Genomic DNA, 18,346 nt, shown 5'->3' with positions numbered 1-18,346 from the left:
TACATTCAGCTAAGAACGATCGTTTCATTTATTTTTCAAGATTATTGATGACAATAAACAACAGCAGCTTATAGCTTCAAACGCACATAGGCGTCTACATAGCTTTTAACACTGGCATTATATATCTTAACTTTTTGCTTTAATGCGTACGTATTCAAATTCTCGTATCCCTTAAATATTTTAGACATGCTCATAAATTGAACAGCCATTGTAATTTTATTTTTATTTTCAGGATTGATCAAAGGAATTTCCTTTTGAGTTTTTGTTTCTGTGTTATAGAAATTGGTATCATTCAATAACAACAAATTATCATCGCTGATTCTAAGATCTTCGTGCCACGAAGCATCTGTTCCTACAAGCAATATTTTATCAAACTGACGGTTGATGCTTACAAATATTGCTGCAATGATAACGGTTTGGGATTGAAGCATCCCTATGTTATTTCTGAATGCCCAATTTTTAAACCAGCCGAAACCTTCCACTATAATGTAGTTGAAATATACAGGCTTGATATTGCTGTTCTGTTTAAGAAAGTCTTGAAAGTGCTTGAATTTTTTCGCCTGCATCGGAACATACAAGTTCATTGTCCAGCTTGTATGCGCGATCAACGCGTCATATGCAGTCTTAACAACTTCTTTTTTTATTCCTTCATTCGAAAAAAACACCGGATCTAATAAAATATAATTCTGAGGTTTGAGTTCCGTAAAATATTTTGAAGTCACAAAACTGTTTACACAAATAAGCTCTGCAGATTTAAGAACATCTATACTGTTTTGAAGTGTATCATTTAATGAAGGACCATTTCCAAATACGATACACGTCTCGTTATTTTTTAGAGGAAGCGCCGTTGGACGTCTATACAGCAAAACAATTTTAATGCAAGATATAACTGACTGTACAGACAATAAAATAAATGTCTGAACCATAAGTCCTATCTTAATAAAAGATTTCATATCAGCGTACTATTTTTATTCGAATTAATTAAATGGCTGTCCAGCCACCATCTACCATTAAATTATGTCCGGTTATGTATTTCGCTTCATCAGATAATAAGAAGCTTACCGAAGGAGCAATATCTTCAGGAGTGCCCATTCTTTTAAGAGGAACCTTATCTTCGTAATTTTTAACAAAGATAGGATTCTGATGATCGAAAATACCTCCGGGTGAAACTACATTTACCCGAATGCCATTTTTTCCATAAAAAGATGCCAGATATCGTGAGAAATTAATGAGGCCGCCTTTGATAGCAGAATAAGCTGCTGCCGGTTTCATTTCTGTACCATTATAAACAGTAAAATCATTGCCAACAACACCATATATAGATGCCATGTTTACAATGCTTCCTTGTGCATAAGGTTTAGCATATTTAATGTATTCCTGGCAGCAAGCAACATAACTATTCAATTGCAAATCTACATTTTTTCTCCAGGAAGTAAGATCGGTATCTTCTTCAAATGGTTTACCCCAATCGGCTGTACGCGGATAGGCATTGTTAACCAATCCGTGAATCTGTCCGAACTTTTGGTGAACCGTTTCAAAAATTAAAGCAATACTTTTTTCATCGGTTGTATCACCATGAACAAAATGATGGCCTGATCCAACGTCTTCTTTTATATCAACGTTAACAGCAATCGCTCCTTTTTCTTTAAGATCGTTCATAATTGCCTTTCCAAGCAATCCGCTTCCTCCTGTAACAATTATTACTTTATCTTTTAATATCATTGTTCAAACAAATTTTAAGTACATCAATTCCTTGTGTAAAATCATTCATAGAGATTGCTGAACCTGAATTCAGAAAATCAAAAAAATACGTCATTTGATTCAGGTACGTCTGTATCATTTTCTGCTCACTTTTAAAAATAACTGTTCCGTCTGCTCGTGTAATTTTATTCTCCGGAAGATCTACCAACCATGTCTCATCACTGAATACAAGCTCAAGTGTTCGTTTATAATCTTTGCGATAATAATTCAAAACAATGCCAACAACAAAACGTTCGTACACACAGGTATAATTTGCATAGTCTATTGCATCAATTTTCAACGTCGATTTATTTCTCAAAATACTTGAGACCTGTAAAGGCTTACCAAATATCCAGTAGACATAATCCAACTCATGAATCAAATCTAAATGCGCACCGCCCCCCATATTTTTATTCGCACTATATCCTTTGCGAAAATCTGTACCAGGGCGCCAATCCGGCAAATGAGAACCGGAATATACATTAACTTCATTTAAAGCCGCTTGCTTTTCCGCAAGATGATTTTTTACATACACCAAACAATCTAAAAACCGAAGGTTGCATGCGATGTACGTTTTTATATTATTTGCTTTAAGCAGTGTGCTTATATGTTCTTCCTGCTGCAGGTCATGTAAGGCAGGCTTTTCAATAAACAACGGAATATTAAATTGTATAAGTTTTTCAATTGTTTCACCATGCAACATGGTGGGATTACTAATAATAATAAAATCAGGATGAATGCTTTTTATATCATCAATAGAATAAATATTTTCTACAGATGGAATCTCATCGGCGGATGCATTCGAACGCAATGCGATTATTATTGCATCCGGTTTTATTTGCCGGATTGCTGCAATGTGCTTTTTAGCAATAGACCCTAATCCTATGATAACAACTTTCAAAGCTCAAAATCCAGTTTATGATTTGTGATAAGAAAATCTAAAAATTCAAAATCAATTACATGATCTAAATCAAAACAGATATGATTCATCTGATAAATGAGCGTATTCGTAGTAATGGGTGTTTTTAATCCTGAATCGAAGAACACACGTTTGTACCAATAAAACGAAGCGTTTAAATCATAGACCTTAGGAGCCGACTGACGTGTAAGGCTCGTCTGTTCAAGCTTTTTCACCAATCCATAAAATCCGTTTTCTTTTTGCTCAACCATATTAAAATATGGATTACGCGCTGCAGCATTTACAGAGAAAAGTGTTATTGCTTCTTTGTTATCAAGTAATAAAGAAAATGCTTTTTCAAGATCTTCTATTGTACGGAGTGGTGATGTTACATCCAAATCCAATACGTAATCAAATTTTTTACCCGCCTTCTTCTCTTCGAATAAAACAATGTCTCTGATCACATCTATTTTACCGGCTTCATCGGTAGCCAGATATTCAGGCCTGCGGTAATCTGTTACGAGTCCGGAAGCAGCAGCTGCCTGCAGAATATCTTCGTAATCTGTTGAAAGTGTAATGACAGCAGCATGCCTTTCAGCAAACTTCTTTGCTGTCTGAATGGTATAATCAATCAATGTGCGTCCGCCAAGAAGTTTAATATTTTTCCCTGGTATTCCTTTAGAGCCACCTCTGGCACAGATTGTAATAAGTATGTTTGCTTGAGATGCCATTTTTATACGTTCAGATATTTTACATATTCCTGAGCCTTTTTATAATCATCCGGCTTACCAATATCAATCCAATAACCCACAATAGGGAAATATGTAATTTTTTTATTTTTCGAAATTAATAGATCCATTAAATCTGTTGCATTAAAAAATGTATCTGTCGGAACATCTTTTAAAACATCTTTTTTAATAAGATATATACCAGCACTTGCCTGATAGGTATACGTTGGTTTTTCCAGAAACGAAACCACTTCTGAATGCGCTGTATCCAGTACTCCGTAAGGTACAGAAACTACATATGGAAATGTTGCGATTGCCATGGAAGCGCCAGACTCAATAAAGTGGTTATAAAATTCTTCTAAATTCAAATTGGTAAACAAATCTGAATTCATTACCAAAACTGAATCGGTATGAAATTCATTCACCAATGAAACAGAACCTAACGTACCCAGTGGTTTTTCTTCCTTTAAATAATTAATAGTTAAATTATACTTGCTGCCATCACCTAAGTATGATTCGATTTTTTCTGCTAAATACTTTACAGAAATATATACCTGCTTTACACCAAATGCAGTTAAGTTATTGATGTTGTATTCAATGATTGCTTTGTCTCCTAATTTCAACAAGGGTTTAGGAGTAGTGTCTGTTAGTGGACGTAAGCGTTCTCCCCTGCCACCTGCCATCAATACAGCTTCAATAGGCAACATTGATTTTTGTTTTTTCAGATCAAGAACATGATTTAAAAAATAATTCTCATCTAAAATCGGCAGCAATCGAATGCTGCTTTTCCTGGCTTTGTCTATTAATTGAAGATCCGGCTTATTTTGTTTTAAATAAAGAAAATTATCATGCATAATTTTCTTTATGTTCTCTTCCAATGATATTCCCTTCAGTATGCCTCTGCGAAAATCGCCGTCCGTTAACGAACCAACAATTTTCCCATTTTCATTTTGTACAAATAATGTCAATGATTCATTCGTATTCAATTTTTCTAATCCTTGAAAAATTGTACTGGACTCATTAATTAAATATTTATCAAATTGAGTTGAATGAGACATGCTAGATATTTTTTGATTTTAAAATTTGACAAATCTGCTCAGACGCATCTCCCTTTCCATATTCGAAGATATTACTCAACTGTGGAGCAGACTGAATCTTTTTTACTGCAGCTAAAATAGCCTCTTTTTCAATAGGAACCGTTATGATATTCGGTGTTAACAATCGTCCTTTCTGACGATCTCCTAAATTGATAACATATTTAGGAAAGAACGAAGCTTCAACAAATCCGCTTGAAGTATTTCCAAGCATAAATGCACAATACTTCATGCATGAGATATAGCCTAGCATTCCAAAGGACTCAACGCCAATGGCATTTTTATGCACAGCAATAAATTCATTCAATTTAGCGCGTATAACATTACCCATTGTATCTGCATTCGGCATGGTAATGATTAATTGATACGCATTGCATTGTTCCAATGCTTTAATTAATTCTTCTACATACACTACATTCTTATCCAGTGCAATCGTTTCAGGATGAAATGTAATAAGAATAGAAGGCAGAGATAAGTCTATGTTAAACCGTTCCTTAAATGCATCAATACTTAAATATTTCTGCTGAATGAAATTTTCAATATTGAGCGCACCTACATTATATACGTTTTCATCCGAACCGATAATTTCAATAACTCTGTTCTTGTATACATCGGTTGAAGCAAAATGATACGTAGACATCAGTGAAATAGCATGTCTGTATGCATTGTCAATAGCACCAAGTGTGGTTTCGCCACCGGAGATATGTGCAATTTTTATATTGAATGGAAACGCCGCGCTTACTGCTGCAAACATTTCGTAACGATCGCCCAGCGCAAAAACAACATCAAAAGAATGCTTGGACCAGAAAGCAGCAAAACGTTCAATCGTTAAACCCATTGAAGAGCTTATATCAAATGAAGTATCCCCTTTAGGAACTGTTTCCAGTTTATGAGGCACTTCAAATCCGTCTGCTAGTATTTGATTTATTGTATAGCCATGTTCAACGGAAAGATGTGTACCAAAAGCAATAATTTCCAGCTCAAAAAACGGATCGTTCTTTAATCGTTGAAGTAAGGGATAATAAATACCATACTCTGCTCTGGAACTTGTCAGTACACCTATTTTCATTGAATATCCTGCCATGTTAACTTTTCATCATCCATCATAGAGCGTAGTAGTTTTTTACCTAGTACTACATCTATATTCATAGGACTGATACCATCTCCAGGTCTTTTCATTATAAGATCCTGCGGAGTAAGTATATGTCCGGCATCAAGGTTATTAAGTATATGAATGCTTCTTCTTGCAACAACAATATTTTTCTTTTCAGATTCCGTAGGCGACTTCAGACCTGTACCCAATGCAATTTCAATATTGCGAATGGCACGAACCATATTTTTCAATTCAACAGGATCAAGAGAAGCCTTATGATCCGGACCTTCCATTGATTTATCTAAGGTGAAATGTTTTTCAATCACTGTTGCACCAAGCGCTACTGCAGCAATCGGTACTTCAATACCTTCTGTATGATCTGAATAACCAACCTTCACACCAAATGCCAAAGCCATCGAATGCATTGCATTTAGATTTACATCAACCATAGGGGTTGGGTATTCTGTATTGCAATGCAGAATTGTAAGCTGATCTTTACGCAAGCCGCATGATTGAAGTACTTCCAGCGCATCCTCAATTTCACCCAACTTAGCCATACCAGTAGACATAATCACCGGTTTGCCTATCGAGCCTATTCTTTTTAAATAAGGAAGATTTGTAATTTCACCGGAAGGGATTTTAAAATAATCCATATCAAGCTCCTCTAATACATCAATAGATACATGATCGAATGGAGTAGATAAAAATTTGATTCCAATTTTGTTACAATAGTCATTCAATGCTTTATAATCTGTAACCGGCAAATGAATTTTCTCAGCCATCTTGATCTGAGGTTCATCAGAGCCCGTATTGCGTATCTGATAAGCTGCCTTAGGCGTATTCGCTGAATATACTAATTTAGGTATAGCTGTTTGAAATTTCACATAATCCGCCCCGGCTTCTTTTGCCAAATCAATCATTTTGTAAGCCAATTCAATGCTTCCATTATGATTTACTCCTGCCTCAGCGATGATGATTACTTTGTTACTCATTATTTCTTTTTCTTATTAATCACTTCAGATATCTGTTCCCAGTTATTATTAAAATTCAAGGCTCTGTCATCGATCCAGAAATCTCCAACAGGTTTGCCCATCATTAACTGATGATATTGCACGCCATTATTTTTAAGCCACTCTGTCGTCATTTCAAATTCCATCCACGTACGAGCGGTATAAATAATGATGGTATGACCTTCATTGTATAATTTATTTACATTCTCAACAGATCCAGGCAAGGGCTTTGCAAGACTTCTGCTAAACATACGTTCTTCGGTACATATGGTACCATCCATGTCAATGATTATCTGCATAAAAATATGTTTCTCTAAAAGACCGTGTCATAATAATATTTTCTTTCCATGAAGTATTCACATTCACCGGCAATCCCAACAGTTCATCAATAAGCACCTGTGCACTGTTGGCGCCAGCTTCAATACTCGCTAAAACGCCTCCGCCAAAACGCGGATTGATTTCCATAATGTATGTTTCTAATGTTTTCGCATCGCGGATAAATTGTATCGTAATAGGTCCTTTAAATTTCCCTTTACTTAAAATTTTCTCCGAAAGCGTTATAATCTGCTCATCCTTAACAGTAATTGTTTGGGTTGCTTCACCTGAAGTTACTTCTGCTCTCATTCTTGGCACGACAGAAATAAGTTTGCTTTCACGTGAAATATAACAATCAACTGTATACTCAATACCCGGAATAAATTTCTGAATCAAAAAATCATTGCGGTCATTTTTCTTTTCAAAATAATCAGCATCATCTTTATCCTGAAGTACGAATATCCCTTTTGAAGCAGAACCTTTACGAGGCTTTGCAATGAGCGGGAATGATTCATTTTGAGGAGGCACTGGAAGTTGATGATCGATAAACCATGTATTCGCAGTAACCTTATCAAACATTACATCCGCAATTTCTAAATCGCTAACAGGAAAATACAATTCCGGATGAAGTAAAGCTAATTTTGATGTTACAGCAATCGCCGCATCTACAAACGGCAATACGGTATGAATCTGTTTGCTCTTAATAATCTCTGAAAGATTGGCATACAAATCCGGACTACTCCATTTCAAGCCTTTAATCACCGAACCTACAGAAGCAATCGGCACATACATATCCAATTCATATGAATAAATATGAACCGAGCAATTCCGTTCCAAGCCCGCTTGTATAAGCTTTTCGGCTAATGAAACGCGCTTTGCACCACCTAAAAACAGTATATTAATTACTTTCATTTTCTTTGTATGTAACACTGCTTGGTATATTCACAACTCTGTCTTCAAGCCATTGTGCATTATCAAGATTGGTGCATTGACATTGTGCAAACATGGGAGCTTTATTCATGAGGTTCCATATAGGTCTTGTCATCACTCCATTTGCATTCGACTCATTTAAAAACGCATCTCGTTCAGTTCTGTCTTTCAATATAATTGCATGCAGCCAATAATTGGAGAATGCATGTTCAGGTTCAGATACAAAGTTGAATCCTTTTTTTTCAAAGAATGTTTTATAAATTATTGCAAGCGCTCGTTTCTTTTCAATAAACGAATCTAGATTTTCCAGTTGTGCCAATGCCAACGCAGCATTGAGATTGGGCATTCTGTAATTATATCCGATGTGATCGTGTGCATATTCCCACGTGTGTGGAATTTTAGCCTGCGTGCTCAAGTGCTTTGCAAGATCTGCTACTGCATCATCGTCGGTTATGATTGCACCGCCACCACCAGAAGTAATTATTTTATTTCCGTTAAAACTTAATGTTCCCATCAACCCGAAACGACCTGTGGCCTTTCCTTTGTAAGTAGAGCCAATGCTTTCAGCAGCATCTTCAATCAATGTGATATGATATTGTTTGCAGATAGTAGCTATTTCATCGATACGAAGCGGATGCCCAAAGGTATGCATGGGAATACATGCTTTGATCTGTTTATTGGTCGTCTTATTAAAACACTTTCCATCTCTGATTACTGCATTTGTTTCAAGAAACAATTTTAATGATTCAGGAGACATGCCCATGGTATCTTTATCTACGTCTACAAAGATGCATGCTGCACCTGTATATGAAATAGCATTTGCAGTAGCAATGAATGTTAACGGTTGTGTGATCACTTCATCTTCTTTGCCTACACCTGCTACAACGCAGGCAAGATGCAACGCCTGCGTTCCATTCACCACTACAACAGCTCTCTTCGCTCCTGTATAAGCAGCAATGGCTTCTTCAAAGGCGGTTACATAAGCACCTACCGAAGATACATATCCGCTGTCAATACATTCGTTTAAATATTTTTTTTCATTCCCACTAAAAACAGGCTCATGCAACGGAATAAAATTACGCTCCGGATTTATGTTTTTAATAAATGATATAACTTCATCAAACATTATAGATGTCTGTTTTATATTGGCTTAGATTGCCATCTTGTTTAAACCAGGAAATGGTTTCTGCTATAGCCGTTTCAAACGTATATTGCTGTTTCCAATTTGTTAGAGCAAGAATTTTATCATTGCTACCATACAAACGTTCCACTTCACTTTTCGCAGGTCTCAAACGCACATCATCCGAAACAATTTTTGCATTGGGATTAATTTGCTGAATGATGACATTCGCTAAATCGCCAATTGTAATTTCGGATTTGGTAGCAATATTAACTTCCTCTCCGATTGTCTTATCTGAAAGAGCTATTTGAATAAAGCCGTTTACGGTATCTTTTACATACAATAGATCGCGTGTAGGATGCAATGCTCCCAATTTTATTTCCTCTTTGCCCGCAAGTAATTGTGTAATGATTGTAGGTATCACTGCACGTGCTGACTGGCGCGGACCAAATGTATTAAATGGTCTTACGATGGTAACGGGTAGATTAAAACTTCTGTAAAAAGATTCACTTAAAAAGTCAGCCGATATTTTTGTAGCTGAATACGGTGACTGTCCCTGCTTCGGATGTTTCTCATCAATCGGTACATACAACGCCGTGCCGTAAACTTCGGATGTTGAAGTCACCAATGTTTTTTCTATCCCAAATTCTTTTGCTGCCTGAAGTATATTCAGTGTACCTTTAATATTTGTATCAACATAGCTGTCGGGAGAATAGTAACTGTATGGAATAGCAATCAATGCTGCTAAATGGAAGATTACATCCACGCCTTTAACAGCAGTGCGCACTCCGTTCGGATCTGTAATGTTGCCCGTAAATATTTCGATTTTGCTTAATGTTTCTTTAGGCAATGTATCCAGCCAGCCCCAGGAATTAAACGAATTATAAAGCACAAAAGCTTTAACGCTATAGCCCTGATTCACGAGTGTTTCAACAAGATGGCTTCCGATAAAACCATCGGCACCCGTTACTAATATTTTTTTATTCTTAAGTTCCACAATTGTATCTGCTATTTTCTTATATCAACAACCTGATGTATTTCTGATTTAATAATTCCTCTTAAATCCTCTGAATCCAACCACTGTGTATTGACATCTGAAGAATAAGAAAGTGACTGATGTATTTTAACCGGCTTGTATTTATCCAGATGTTTCATATCATTGATGCCTTTGTTTGGTGGCATAACGATGTAATAATTTTCCAACTCCAACACATTTGAAGAATCTGCGTTATGAATTAACTCTTCATGAATTTTTTCTCCGGGTCTGATTCCGACGAATTCAATTTTAGCATCTTCATCAACCGCTTTTGCCAAATCTGTTATTTTATATGAAGCGAGCTTAGGAATATAAATCTCACCACCCTGTGCACTGTTAAATGCAAGCATGATCAATTGAATTAAATCCACATAGTCTATATGAAAACGCGTCATGCGCTCATCTGTAACGGGAATAACGCCTTCTTTAGCTTTGGCAATAAAATGAGAAAGGACTGAACCGCGGGAACCAAGTAAGTTGCCAAAACGAACAACTGAAAAAATAGTATCCTGATTTTTATTACCTGCAGCAATAAATAATTTATCTGCACATAATTTTGTTGATCCATACAGGCTTAAAGGAGCAACTGCTTTATCGGTTGACATAGCAACCACTTTCTTTACTCCGGCAGAGATACAAGCGTGAATTAAATTCTCTGAACCAATAATATTTGTTTTAATAAATTCGGAAGGATTTTCTTCGCCAACAGTTACATGTTTTAGGGCTGCAGTGTGCAATACATAATCAACACCTTTTAACGATTGTGTGAGATGCGGAAGATCGCGGATATCCCCCAACACAAATGTCACTTTTTTACGTTGATCTTCAGAAAGACTATTTTTAAATTGGTATTGTTTATACTCATCTCTTGAATAGACAATTACGCTTTTTATAAGAGGGAATTGCTCCAGCAAAAATGTTACATACTTCTTTCCCAATGAACCCGTTCCGCCAGTAATAAATACCGTTTTGTCATTTAAATCATTCATTTACACAAATATATCTGTAATTGTATCCAGCAAATTTAGTGTTTTTAACTTAAATAATCATAAAATAATTACCTTTACCTAGTTAAGTGGCAATATGGGAATCATCATAAAACAGAGTATAAACAACTCAATAATTACATATATTGGAATTGGTATCGGAGCAATAAATGTTTTATGGCTGTTTCCTAAGTATTTAAATCTGGAGGAAATAGGCTTACTGAGATTAATTATTGATATACCAATGCTTTTGGCGTTTTTCACGCAAATTGGTGCTTCAAGTTTATCAGATCGTTTCTATTCTCATTTTAAAGATGGAAACAAGAATAATGGATTCTTATTTTTGATTTTATTTTATCCTCTAATCGGCTTTATATTATTTGCTATAGGATTTATTGCCCTAAAAAGTGTTTGGGCAAATATCTATATGGAAAAGTCAGCCATATTGATTGACTATTTTAATTTTATACTCCCGCTTACATTTTTCATGATGTATATTTTTATTTTTGAAGCATACCTTCGAGCTAATTTCAACATAAGTGTTTCTTCTTTTTTAAGGGAAGTTTTTTTGAGACTTTTCTTTACCGTTGTTGTGATTTTATATCACATGAATCTTATTAATCTGGATGGGATGGTTTACCTGTACGTAATCAGTTATGCAACTTCTTTGCTATTCCTTGTTTTGTATACGAAAAAGATAAATCTCCTGGATGTTCGGCCTGATTTTACGCTTTTTAATAAAAGCAAAGTCAAAGAAATGGGTATTTATGTATTGTATTTAATTCCAGGTGTTGCAGGTACTATGATTATTTCAAAAATAGATAGTCTCATGCTTGGTTCTATGGAAGGTCTTACAAATGTTGCGGTATACAGCCTGGCTTTTTTTATAGGCACTGTAGTTGAAGTTCCTAGAAAAAGTTTATCCATGATTTCTATTCCCTTACTATCTACTGCCTCTCAGGAAAATGATGTTGCTAAAATTGATGAGTTGTACAAGAAAAATTCGTTGATACAGCTTGCAGCGGGTATGCTAATCTTTTTATTAATCTGGATCAATGTAGATGATTTATTATCATTGATTCCAAAGGCTGAAACATTTTCGGAAGGTAAATATGTCATTCTGTTTATTGGTCTGTCAAAATTATTTGAAATGGCAACCAGCATTAATGGCGAAATCATTCAGTTCTCAAAATATTACAGATACAACATAGGCTTCGTAATTGCATTATCTATTCTTACAGTTGGAGCAAATTTTATATTCATACCAATATTCAGCATCAATGGCGCTGCCTTGGCTTTATTATTAAATATTATTCTCATGAATATTCTTAAAACCATTGTCGTTTGGAATAAAATTGGTGTACAGCCTTTTTCCGGAAAAATGATTCACATTATTCTTTTTGGAATACTTGTGTGTTTGCTTTTCAGTTTACTTAATTATAAAGCAGATACAATTCTCTTAACGCTATTGGTGATTGCATTAAAATCGCTATTTATAGGAATACTTTTTGTATTTGTATTATTGAAGTTTAACGTATCTGATGATATTTCAGCTACGATGCAAAAAATGTTTTCAAAAATACCATTGCTAAAAAAATAAATTCAGACTTATGCAGTAACTGTATTCCTGCCACTGCATAAGTCTGAATAAATTATTTCATTTCTTTTTTAATGGACATACCCAATGAGCCTAATAATAAAGCGATCCAAAGAAGAGATCCTACATAGGCAATTTTTTCACTTTGAATATAGTGTGCTGGTTCAAACTTAAACAGAATCTCATGTTTACCTGCAGGCAACTCCATACCGCGCAGAATATAATCTACACGTACATGTGGTGTTAACTTACCATCAACATATGCATTCCAGCCCGGCTGATAATATACTTCAGAGAATACTGCAAACTGTTCGGTAGCAGCATTACTTTCATACTTTAAATGGTTCGGATGATATTCTGTTAATTTAATGTAAGAAGAAGAATCCACTGTATAGTGTTTTGCAACCGGAGCGAAACGTACATCAATAAATGCTTCGGATGCAGGTGCAATACTATCCAGCGCCTTCATATCTTCGTCAGCATTTTTAACAATCTTCGTTTCTTGCACAAACCATGCATTGCCGTATGCACTTGGGTTACGCTGTACAACAGGTTCTCCGCCTTCCTGACGTGGCGCTGCAATGATGTAGCGCGTATTCAGCATATTCATTACTTCGATGTTGTTTTTGCTGATCTGATTTTCGATCAGATCCTGATAACGTGATAACTTAATCGCACTGTAACCACCAATCGACTTATGATAGAACGATGTAGTAGCATCGTTGAATGGACTCTTCGTAAGATTCAATACTCTATAGTAATCTTTATCTTCTAAGATCTGTTCGTCTTGCGAAGTTTTAGGAATTGCTTTTGCAATCACATTGCCTTTCGCTTTAACAAAATCATCTTCATTCAAATAACGTTTATCTACTACAAACAAGTCAATGATCACCAACACCGTTAAACCGATGAGCGCATATTTAATTTCAATTTTCTGTTTGATAATTGCCCAAACCAATGCCGCTGCTGCAGTCACAAAGAATAACGAACGTATAGCATCGCTTCTGAACTTCGAGATACGGTCTTCTTTGATCGCTTCAAGCAACCACTCCGGGAATTGAGATTGTCCATCGTTTTCTGATGTAAAATCAAACCACATAGTACCTGTCGCAATCATAAGTAATGCAAATCCACCACATACAGCAAATGCTTTAACAAGCGCTTTCTGTGCATCTTCTCTTTCTAAGTCAGGCTGCACAACTTTTACCAGCGCAACACAGGCAAGCAACGGGAACACAAACTGCGCAATCGATACAGCCATTGTAACTGAACGGAACTTATTGTATAAAGGGAAATGATAAAATAACAGATCACTAAACCATTCAATATTTTTACCCCAGCTCATCATAAATGCGAATACAGCAATCGCTAACCAGATCCATTTGGATGTATCTTTAACCAGGAACATAGCAAGTGTAAATAAGAAGATCACAATTGCACCGAAATAAACCGGACCGGATGTGAACGGCTGATCGCCCCAATACAACGGCATACGTTTGATAAATTGTTTGGCTTGTGCTCTGTCAACATTGGCAACAAGTGCTTTATAACTTGCAGAGTTTTGATCCAATTCTTCGCCTGATGCTCCGCCATTAAAATATGGAATGTACATGGTAAAAATTTCAGTAATACCATTACTCCAGCTCATTGCATATTCTTTATCAAGACCACCACCTTCTTTTTTAGCAGTAGTCAATTCTGAACCACCACGTGTAGTGCTTTTAGAGTATTCGTAATTGGTAATAAGAGAAGAAATATTCGGAAGAATAGATATAATAGCTACTCCAACTAATATGGCAGATCCTATAATAAAATCTTTATACGATTTTTCACGGATTACCTGATAGATCTTATATCCCACATAAAACAGAAGGGTGATCAATAAATAATAACTGATCTGATAATGGGCGTGGTAAATATGTAAACCAAGGAAAAGAGCCGTTACAAATGAGCCTATCCAATACTTTTTATCGTAAATCAATATAACACCTGCAACGATCGGAGCCATTGTTGCCATTGCAAGCACTTTGTTGATGTGACCTGCTTCTATACTGACAATGTTAAAGGACGTTAATGCAAATGCTGCTGAAACAAGCAATGCAATGAGTGCATTTGCACCTAAGGTCAATGCAAGTACATAAAATCCTAAAAAAGCCAGGTAACTCATGTATACAAGAACCGGCATTACTGCAAGCACAGATGTCTGTACATAACTGATTAAGTTTGCGCTGTAACCACGCCACACAGGCATACCGCTAAAACTGGAGTTCGACCATAGAATTTCTTCGCCCCCTTTCTTGGTATATTCTGCTGCTTCCTGTAAGGCACCACCGGATTGAACCACGTCATTCTGAGAAAGTTTTTTACCTTTTGTTATTGGTGCATAAAAAATAACTAAAACTCCAATGAACAGCACATGCACCAGCAAATGCGGGAGGATTGATTTGAACGATAATGATTTCATTATTTTAATTTAAAATGATGTTATTCAATGATTACGCAATATAAAAAGATTAAATAAGCTTCTTGCATTTACACAGCAGCTTAATCTGTTTTTTAATAATTTCTTTTTAAAATTTTAAAGACCCATACATACCTGAAAGCAATGTAAATATGTGCCAGAAAGGTATATAAAAAACCATAATGTGCTACGTAGATCTTCCAGCGTTCCTTCCACCCTGTTTTTTGATTTTGAGCTGAAAGTCCTCCTACCAGATAGTTAGACAAAATCGTCTTGCAATTATGAATGGAAGAAGCATTTTCCAGACAAGAGATCACCCAGTCAATGTCTGCACTAAAGCGGTAATTCAGGTTGTATGCTGGTGCCAGACTTCTCTGAGGAATAAAAGATTGATGACACACAACCATCCCCATGATCATAGAGAAGCGGGTCATTTTTTCAGGTAAAACCCGTGTTGTCTTTTCAGAACGAATCCCCAACCTGGTATCGTTCTCATCCACCAACATGGTTTCTCCATACAGTACATCGTTGTCAGCAGACTGATCGATCAGTGTCTGCACGGTATCAGAAGAAAAAATACTGTCTCCGGAATTCATGAACCATACAAATTTCCCTGTTGCCAGTTTCAATCCCTTGTTCATGGCATCGTACAGCCCGGCATCTTTTTCAGAGACAAAACGCATGTTTGGTACCGTCAAACCGGCAAGCCACTCCTTTGTCCCATCACTTGATCCGCCATCAATCACCAGCCATTCAAAATCAGTAGAGGTCTGACTTTTAATGGATTGATAGGTATGTTTCAATCCGGCAAGATTATTAAAGACAACTGTAATGATGGATAAAAAAGGTGTTGAGGAATTCATACGGTCGCTTAAACGTTGAGGATGCTGGGGACGAATTTAAAAGAAAAATAAATAATCCTTCTCATATTTAAGCTTAAAATGAATAAAAGAGCATACATTTCATTTCTATTGTATTATTTTTTTAGTAAAATTGGAAGTTGAAATTATTATCGGGTTAAACAGGCCTGAAACTTTCCTCACACAATTTCACACAAGTCTAGACAACTTACTTATAATGAAAAAAATAGCGGTTTACACATCTGGTGGTGATGCGCCAGGAATGAATGCATGTATTCGTGCTGCGGTACGTGCAGGTCATTATAATGATTTAGAGGTATACGGTATCGTTAGAGGGTATGACGGGATGATTAATGGGAACTTTATCGAGCTTGACAATCGCGCTGTTAGTAACATTATTCAAAAAGGTGGTACGATTCTGAAATCTGCAAGAAGCGAAGAATTCAGAACACCGGAAGGAAGAAGAAAAGCGTTTGAACAAATTCAGAAATTCGGCATTGAAGGTTTGGTAGCCATTGGCGGTAACGGAACATTTACAGGTGCAGAATTATTTTACAACGAATATCAGATACCATGTGTAGGTGCGCCTGGTACAATTGACAACGATCTATTCGGTTCAGATTTTACGATCGGATACGATACTGCAGTGAATACCTGTCTGGCTGCGATCGATAAGATCAGAGATACAGCAGACGCACACGAACGTGTATTCTTTATTGAAGTAATGGGTCGTGATACAGGATACATTGCTGTTCGTTCTGCTATTTCAGGCGGAGCAGAAATGGCGATTATACCAGAGTTTCCTTACGACAAAAATGTTGTCATCAATCGTTTGAAACATGGCACAAGTGATGCCAAAGCTTCTCATATTATTATTGTTGCAGAAGGTCACCAGGAAGGTCGTGCAAGTATGATTGCACGAGATATCAAAGAAGCTCTACCTCAACTGGATTGCAGAGTAACTACATTAGGGCACGTTCAACGTGGAGGTGGGCCATCAGCGGCTGACCGTGTATTAGCCAGCCGTTTGGGTCTTGCTGCTGTTGAAGGTTTACTTGAAGGAAGAGCAAATGTAATGGCAGGTATTATCGATCATCAAGTAGTTTATACTCCATTTATCGATACCATTACAAAACGTAAACCAATCAATCAAGATTTGCTTACATTGGCAGAAAAATTGAACGGTAGAAAATATAAAGAGTAGCGTTATCAGGTGCTAGTACTAGCTTCTAGTTCCTAGTTGCTAGACAAAAAGTATAGAGTACTTAGTACTAAGACCAAGGAAAAACACGCCATACCAAAAATACTAAAAAAGGAAAGAGATGCATTCTCTTTCCTTTTTTTATTGGAGTAAATCTTAATTTTTTCTTGTGGTGCATCTCTTGGGGCGATGCCAATGATTTAACAATCAACACTTGGGGCGATGCCCCAAGCTTGTATATTAAAGGCTTTCAGCCTTATTCTTTCTTAATAATTAAAGCAGAGCTCTACGTTATCTATTTCGTAGTCTTAGTACTTTGTACTCTGTACTTAGTACTTCTCTCGTCTAGTAACTAGTACCTAGCAACTAGAAACTACCTTCAATAAACGCTTCAATCTCCCCTACCGCAGCGGGATGAAACCAGTGTATCTCTGTATCTTTTGTAAACCAGGTCAATTGTCTTTTTGCATATCGTCTGCTATTCCGTTTCAACAAACGGATCATTTCTTCCCGATCATACAAGCCATCCATGTAGCCATAGATCTCACTGTAACCAACAGTCTGCAGCGCATTCACGTGTTTGTACGCAATGAAACGTTGAGCTTCCTCTTCCAAACCTGCAGCGAGCATTAGATCCATGCGTTTATCGATACGCGCATACAGCTCTTCCCGATCCATTGTTAAACCTATCTTGATCGCAGTAAACGGGCGTTCCTTTTTTTCTCCTGTTTTATAGGCTGATAACGGAGTACCTGTTTGTCGATATACTTCAATTCCACGAAAGACACGTAGTGGATTTTGCAGATCAATTTGATCGTATGTTATAGGATCGATGCGCTTCAACTCTTCCTGCATTACTTCCAGACCGCGCTGTTCGAACTCTTCATTCAATGCTGCACGTAATTCCGGATCTGTTTCAGGCAATTCATCCATTCCTTCAAGCAAGGCTTTTACATACAAACCTGTTCCGCCGCACAGCACAACAACATCGTGTTGTTCAAACAAGGAATCCAGTAAAGTCAAGCCTTCCCGCTCAAACATGCCTGCATTGAAGGGTTCTTCAATGGATAACGAATCAACAAAATAATGAGGTACTCCGTCTTGCTCTTCCAGACTCGCTTTTGCTGTGCCGATGTTCAATTCTTTAAAAATCTGCCTTGAATCTGCCGACAATACAGCTGTCTTATACCGCTTTGCAACTTCAATGGATAACGCCGTTTTACCAACAGCAGTAGGACCAACAATTACAATAAGGTATTTATTTTTCAGCGGCATGG

At 36.6% G+C, this 18,346-nt stretch carries 17 protein-coding genes; 2 read left to right on the top strand and 15 right to left on the bottom strand.

Features of this window, described 5'->3' with window-relative positions:
- Positions 1-68 precede the first annotated feature (68 nt).
- The 12 genes from A3EE_RS20915 to A3EE_RS0117855 are packed head-to-tail and all read right to left on the bottom strand — an operon-like array spanning position 69 to position 10,953.
- Entirely contained in the window at positions 69-953 is an 885-nt protein-coding gene (locus A3EE_RS20915; protein ID WP_018344819.1) for a motility associated factor glycosyltransferase family protein, read from the bottom strand.
- A gap of 28 nt (positions 954-981) precedes the next feature.
- Entirely contained in the window at positions 982-1,722 is a 741-nt protein-coding gene (locus tag A3EE_RS0117905) for an SDR family oxidoreductase (RefSeq protein WP_018344818.1), read from the bottom strand.
- A complete protein-coding gene (locus tag A3EE_RS0117900; protein ID WP_018344817.1) occupies positions 1,706-2,641 on the bottom strand; it encodes a Gfo/Idh/MocA family protein in 936 nt (311 codons plus the stop codon). Before A3EE_RS0117900 ends, A3EE_RS0117905 begins: the two co-directional genes overlap by 17 nt.
- Complete coding sequence (locus A3EE_RS0117895) at positions 2,638-3,369, bottom strand: acylneuraminate cytidylyltransferase family protein (protein WP_018344816.1); 732 nt, start codon at positions 3,367-3,369, stop codon at positions 2,638-2,640. The genes A3EE_RS0117900 and A3EE_RS0117895 overlap by 4 nt, the downstream gene beginning before the upstream one ends.
- A 2-nt stretch (positions 3,370-3,371) precedes the next feature.
- Positions 3,372-4,424: a nucleotidyltransferase family protein gene (locus A3EE_RS0117890; protein ID WP_018344815.1), complete on the bottom strand. Its 1,053-nt coding sequence runs from the start codon at positions 4,422-4,424 to the stop codon at positions 3,372-3,374.
- Position 4,425: 1 nt separating this feature from the next.
- Positions 4,426-5,544 (bottom strand): UDP-N-acetylglucosamine 2-epimerase, encoded by a 1,119-nt coding sequence (gene neuC, locus A3EE_RS0117885; RefSeq protein WP_018344814.1) that lies wholly within the window; start codon positions 5,542-5,544, stop codon positions 4,426-4,428.
- Positions 5,526-6,545 (bottom strand): N-acetylneuraminate synthase, encoded by a 1,020-nt coding sequence (gene neuB / locus A3EE_RS0117880; RefSeq protein ID WP_018344813.1) that lies wholly within the window; start codon positions 6,543-6,545, stop codon positions 5,526-5,528. Before neuB ends, neuC begins: the two co-directional genes overlap by 19 nt.
- Complete coding sequence (locus tag A3EE_RS0117875) at positions 6,545-6,862, bottom strand: LNS2 domain-containing protein (RefSeq protein WP_018344812.1); 318 nt, start codon at positions 6,860-6,862, stop codon at positions 6,545-6,547. The genes neuB and A3EE_RS0117875 overlap by 1 nt, the downstream gene beginning before the upstream one ends.
- On the bottom strand, positions 6,846-7,790 hold the full coding sequence (locus A3EE_RS0117870; protein WP_018344811.1) for an ATP-grasp domain-containing protein: 945 nt from the start codon (positions 7,788-7,790) through the stop codon (positions 6,846-6,848). Before A3EE_RS0117870 ends, A3EE_RS0117875 begins: the two co-directional genes overlap by 17 nt.
- Positions 7,777-8,934 (bottom strand): LegC family aminotransferase, encoded by a 1,158-nt coding sequence (locus A3EE_RS0117865; protein ID WP_018344810.1) that lies wholly within the window; start codon positions 8,932-8,934, stop codon positions 7,777-7,779. The genes A3EE_RS0117870 and A3EE_RS0117865 overlap by 14 nt, the downstream gene beginning before the upstream one ends.
- Positions 8,927-9,925: an NAD-dependent 4,6-dehydratase LegB gene (locus tag A3EE_RS0117860; protein ID WP_018344809.1), complete on the bottom strand. Its 999-nt coding sequence runs from the start codon at positions 9,923-9,925 to the stop codon at positions 8,927-8,929. The genes A3EE_RS0117865 and A3EE_RS0117860 overlap by 8 nt, the downstream gene beginning before the upstream one ends.
- Positions 9,926-9,936: 11 nt before the next feature.
- A complete protein-coding gene (locus tag A3EE_RS0117855) occupies positions 9,937-10,953 on the bottom strand; it encodes a polysaccharide biosynthesis protein (RefSeq protein WP_018344808.1) in 1,017 nt (338 codons plus the stop codon).
- A gap of 94 nt (positions 10,954-11,047) precedes the next feature.
- Here A3EE_RS0117855 and A3EE_RS0117850 point away from each other — a divergent pair, with 94 nt between their 5' ends.
- Positions 11,048-12,550, top strand: coding sequence for a lipopolysaccharide biosynthesis protein (locus tag A3EE_RS0117850; protein WP_018344807.1), 1,503 nt, complete (start codon positions 11,048-11,050; stop codon positions 12,548-12,550).
- 52 nt (positions 12,551-12,602) lie between these two features.
- Here A3EE_RS0117850 and A3EE_RS0117845 read toward each other — a convergent pair whose 3' ends face one another.
- Positions 12,603-15,011 carry a YfhO family protein gene (locus tag A3EE_RS0117845; protein WP_018344806.1) on the bottom strand — a complete coding sequence of 803 codons (2,409 nt, stop codon included), beginning with the start codon at positions 15,009-15,011 and terminating at the stop codon, positions 12,603-12,605.
- Positions 15,012-15,103: 92 nt separating this feature from the next.
- The gene (locus A3EE_RS0117840; protein ID WP_018344805.1) at positions 15,104-15,871 is read right to left on the bottom strand and encodes a glycosyltransferase family 2 protein; all 768 of its coding nucleotides are present in this window, start codon (positions 15,869-15,871) and stop codon (positions 15,104-15,106) included.
- A 214-nt stretch (positions 15,872-16,085) separates the two neighbouring features.
- Between A3EE_RS0117840 and pfkA the strand changes: the two genes are divergently transcribed.
- Positions 16,086-17,072 (top strand): 6-phosphofructokinase, encoded by a 987-nt coding sequence (pfkA, locus tag A3EE_RS0117835; protein WP_018344804.1) that lies wholly within the window; start codon positions 16,086-16,088, stop codon positions 17,070-17,072.
- 363 nt (positions 17,073-17,435) lie between these two features.
- Here pfkA and miaA read toward each other — a convergent pair whose 3' ends face one another.
- Positions 17,436-18,344, bottom strand: coding sequence for a tRNA (adenosine(37)-N6)-dimethylallyltransferase MiaA (gene miaA / locus A3EE_RS0117830; RefSeq protein ID WP_018344803.1), 909 nt, complete (start codon positions 18,342-18,344; stop codon positions 17,436-17,438).
- Positions 18,345-18,346 lie beyond the last annotated feature (2 nt).

Origin of the sequence: Cytophaga aurantiaca DSM 3654 (assembly GCF_000379725.1) — a bacterium.
In the GTDB taxonomy this organism is placed as follows: Bacteria; Bacteroidota; Bacteroidia; order Cytophagales; family Cytophagaceae; genus Cytophaga; species Cytophaga aurantiaca.
The sequence above is the reverse complement of the archived record's forward strand: the minus strand, read 5'-3'. Positions and strand labels throughout refer to the sequence as shown.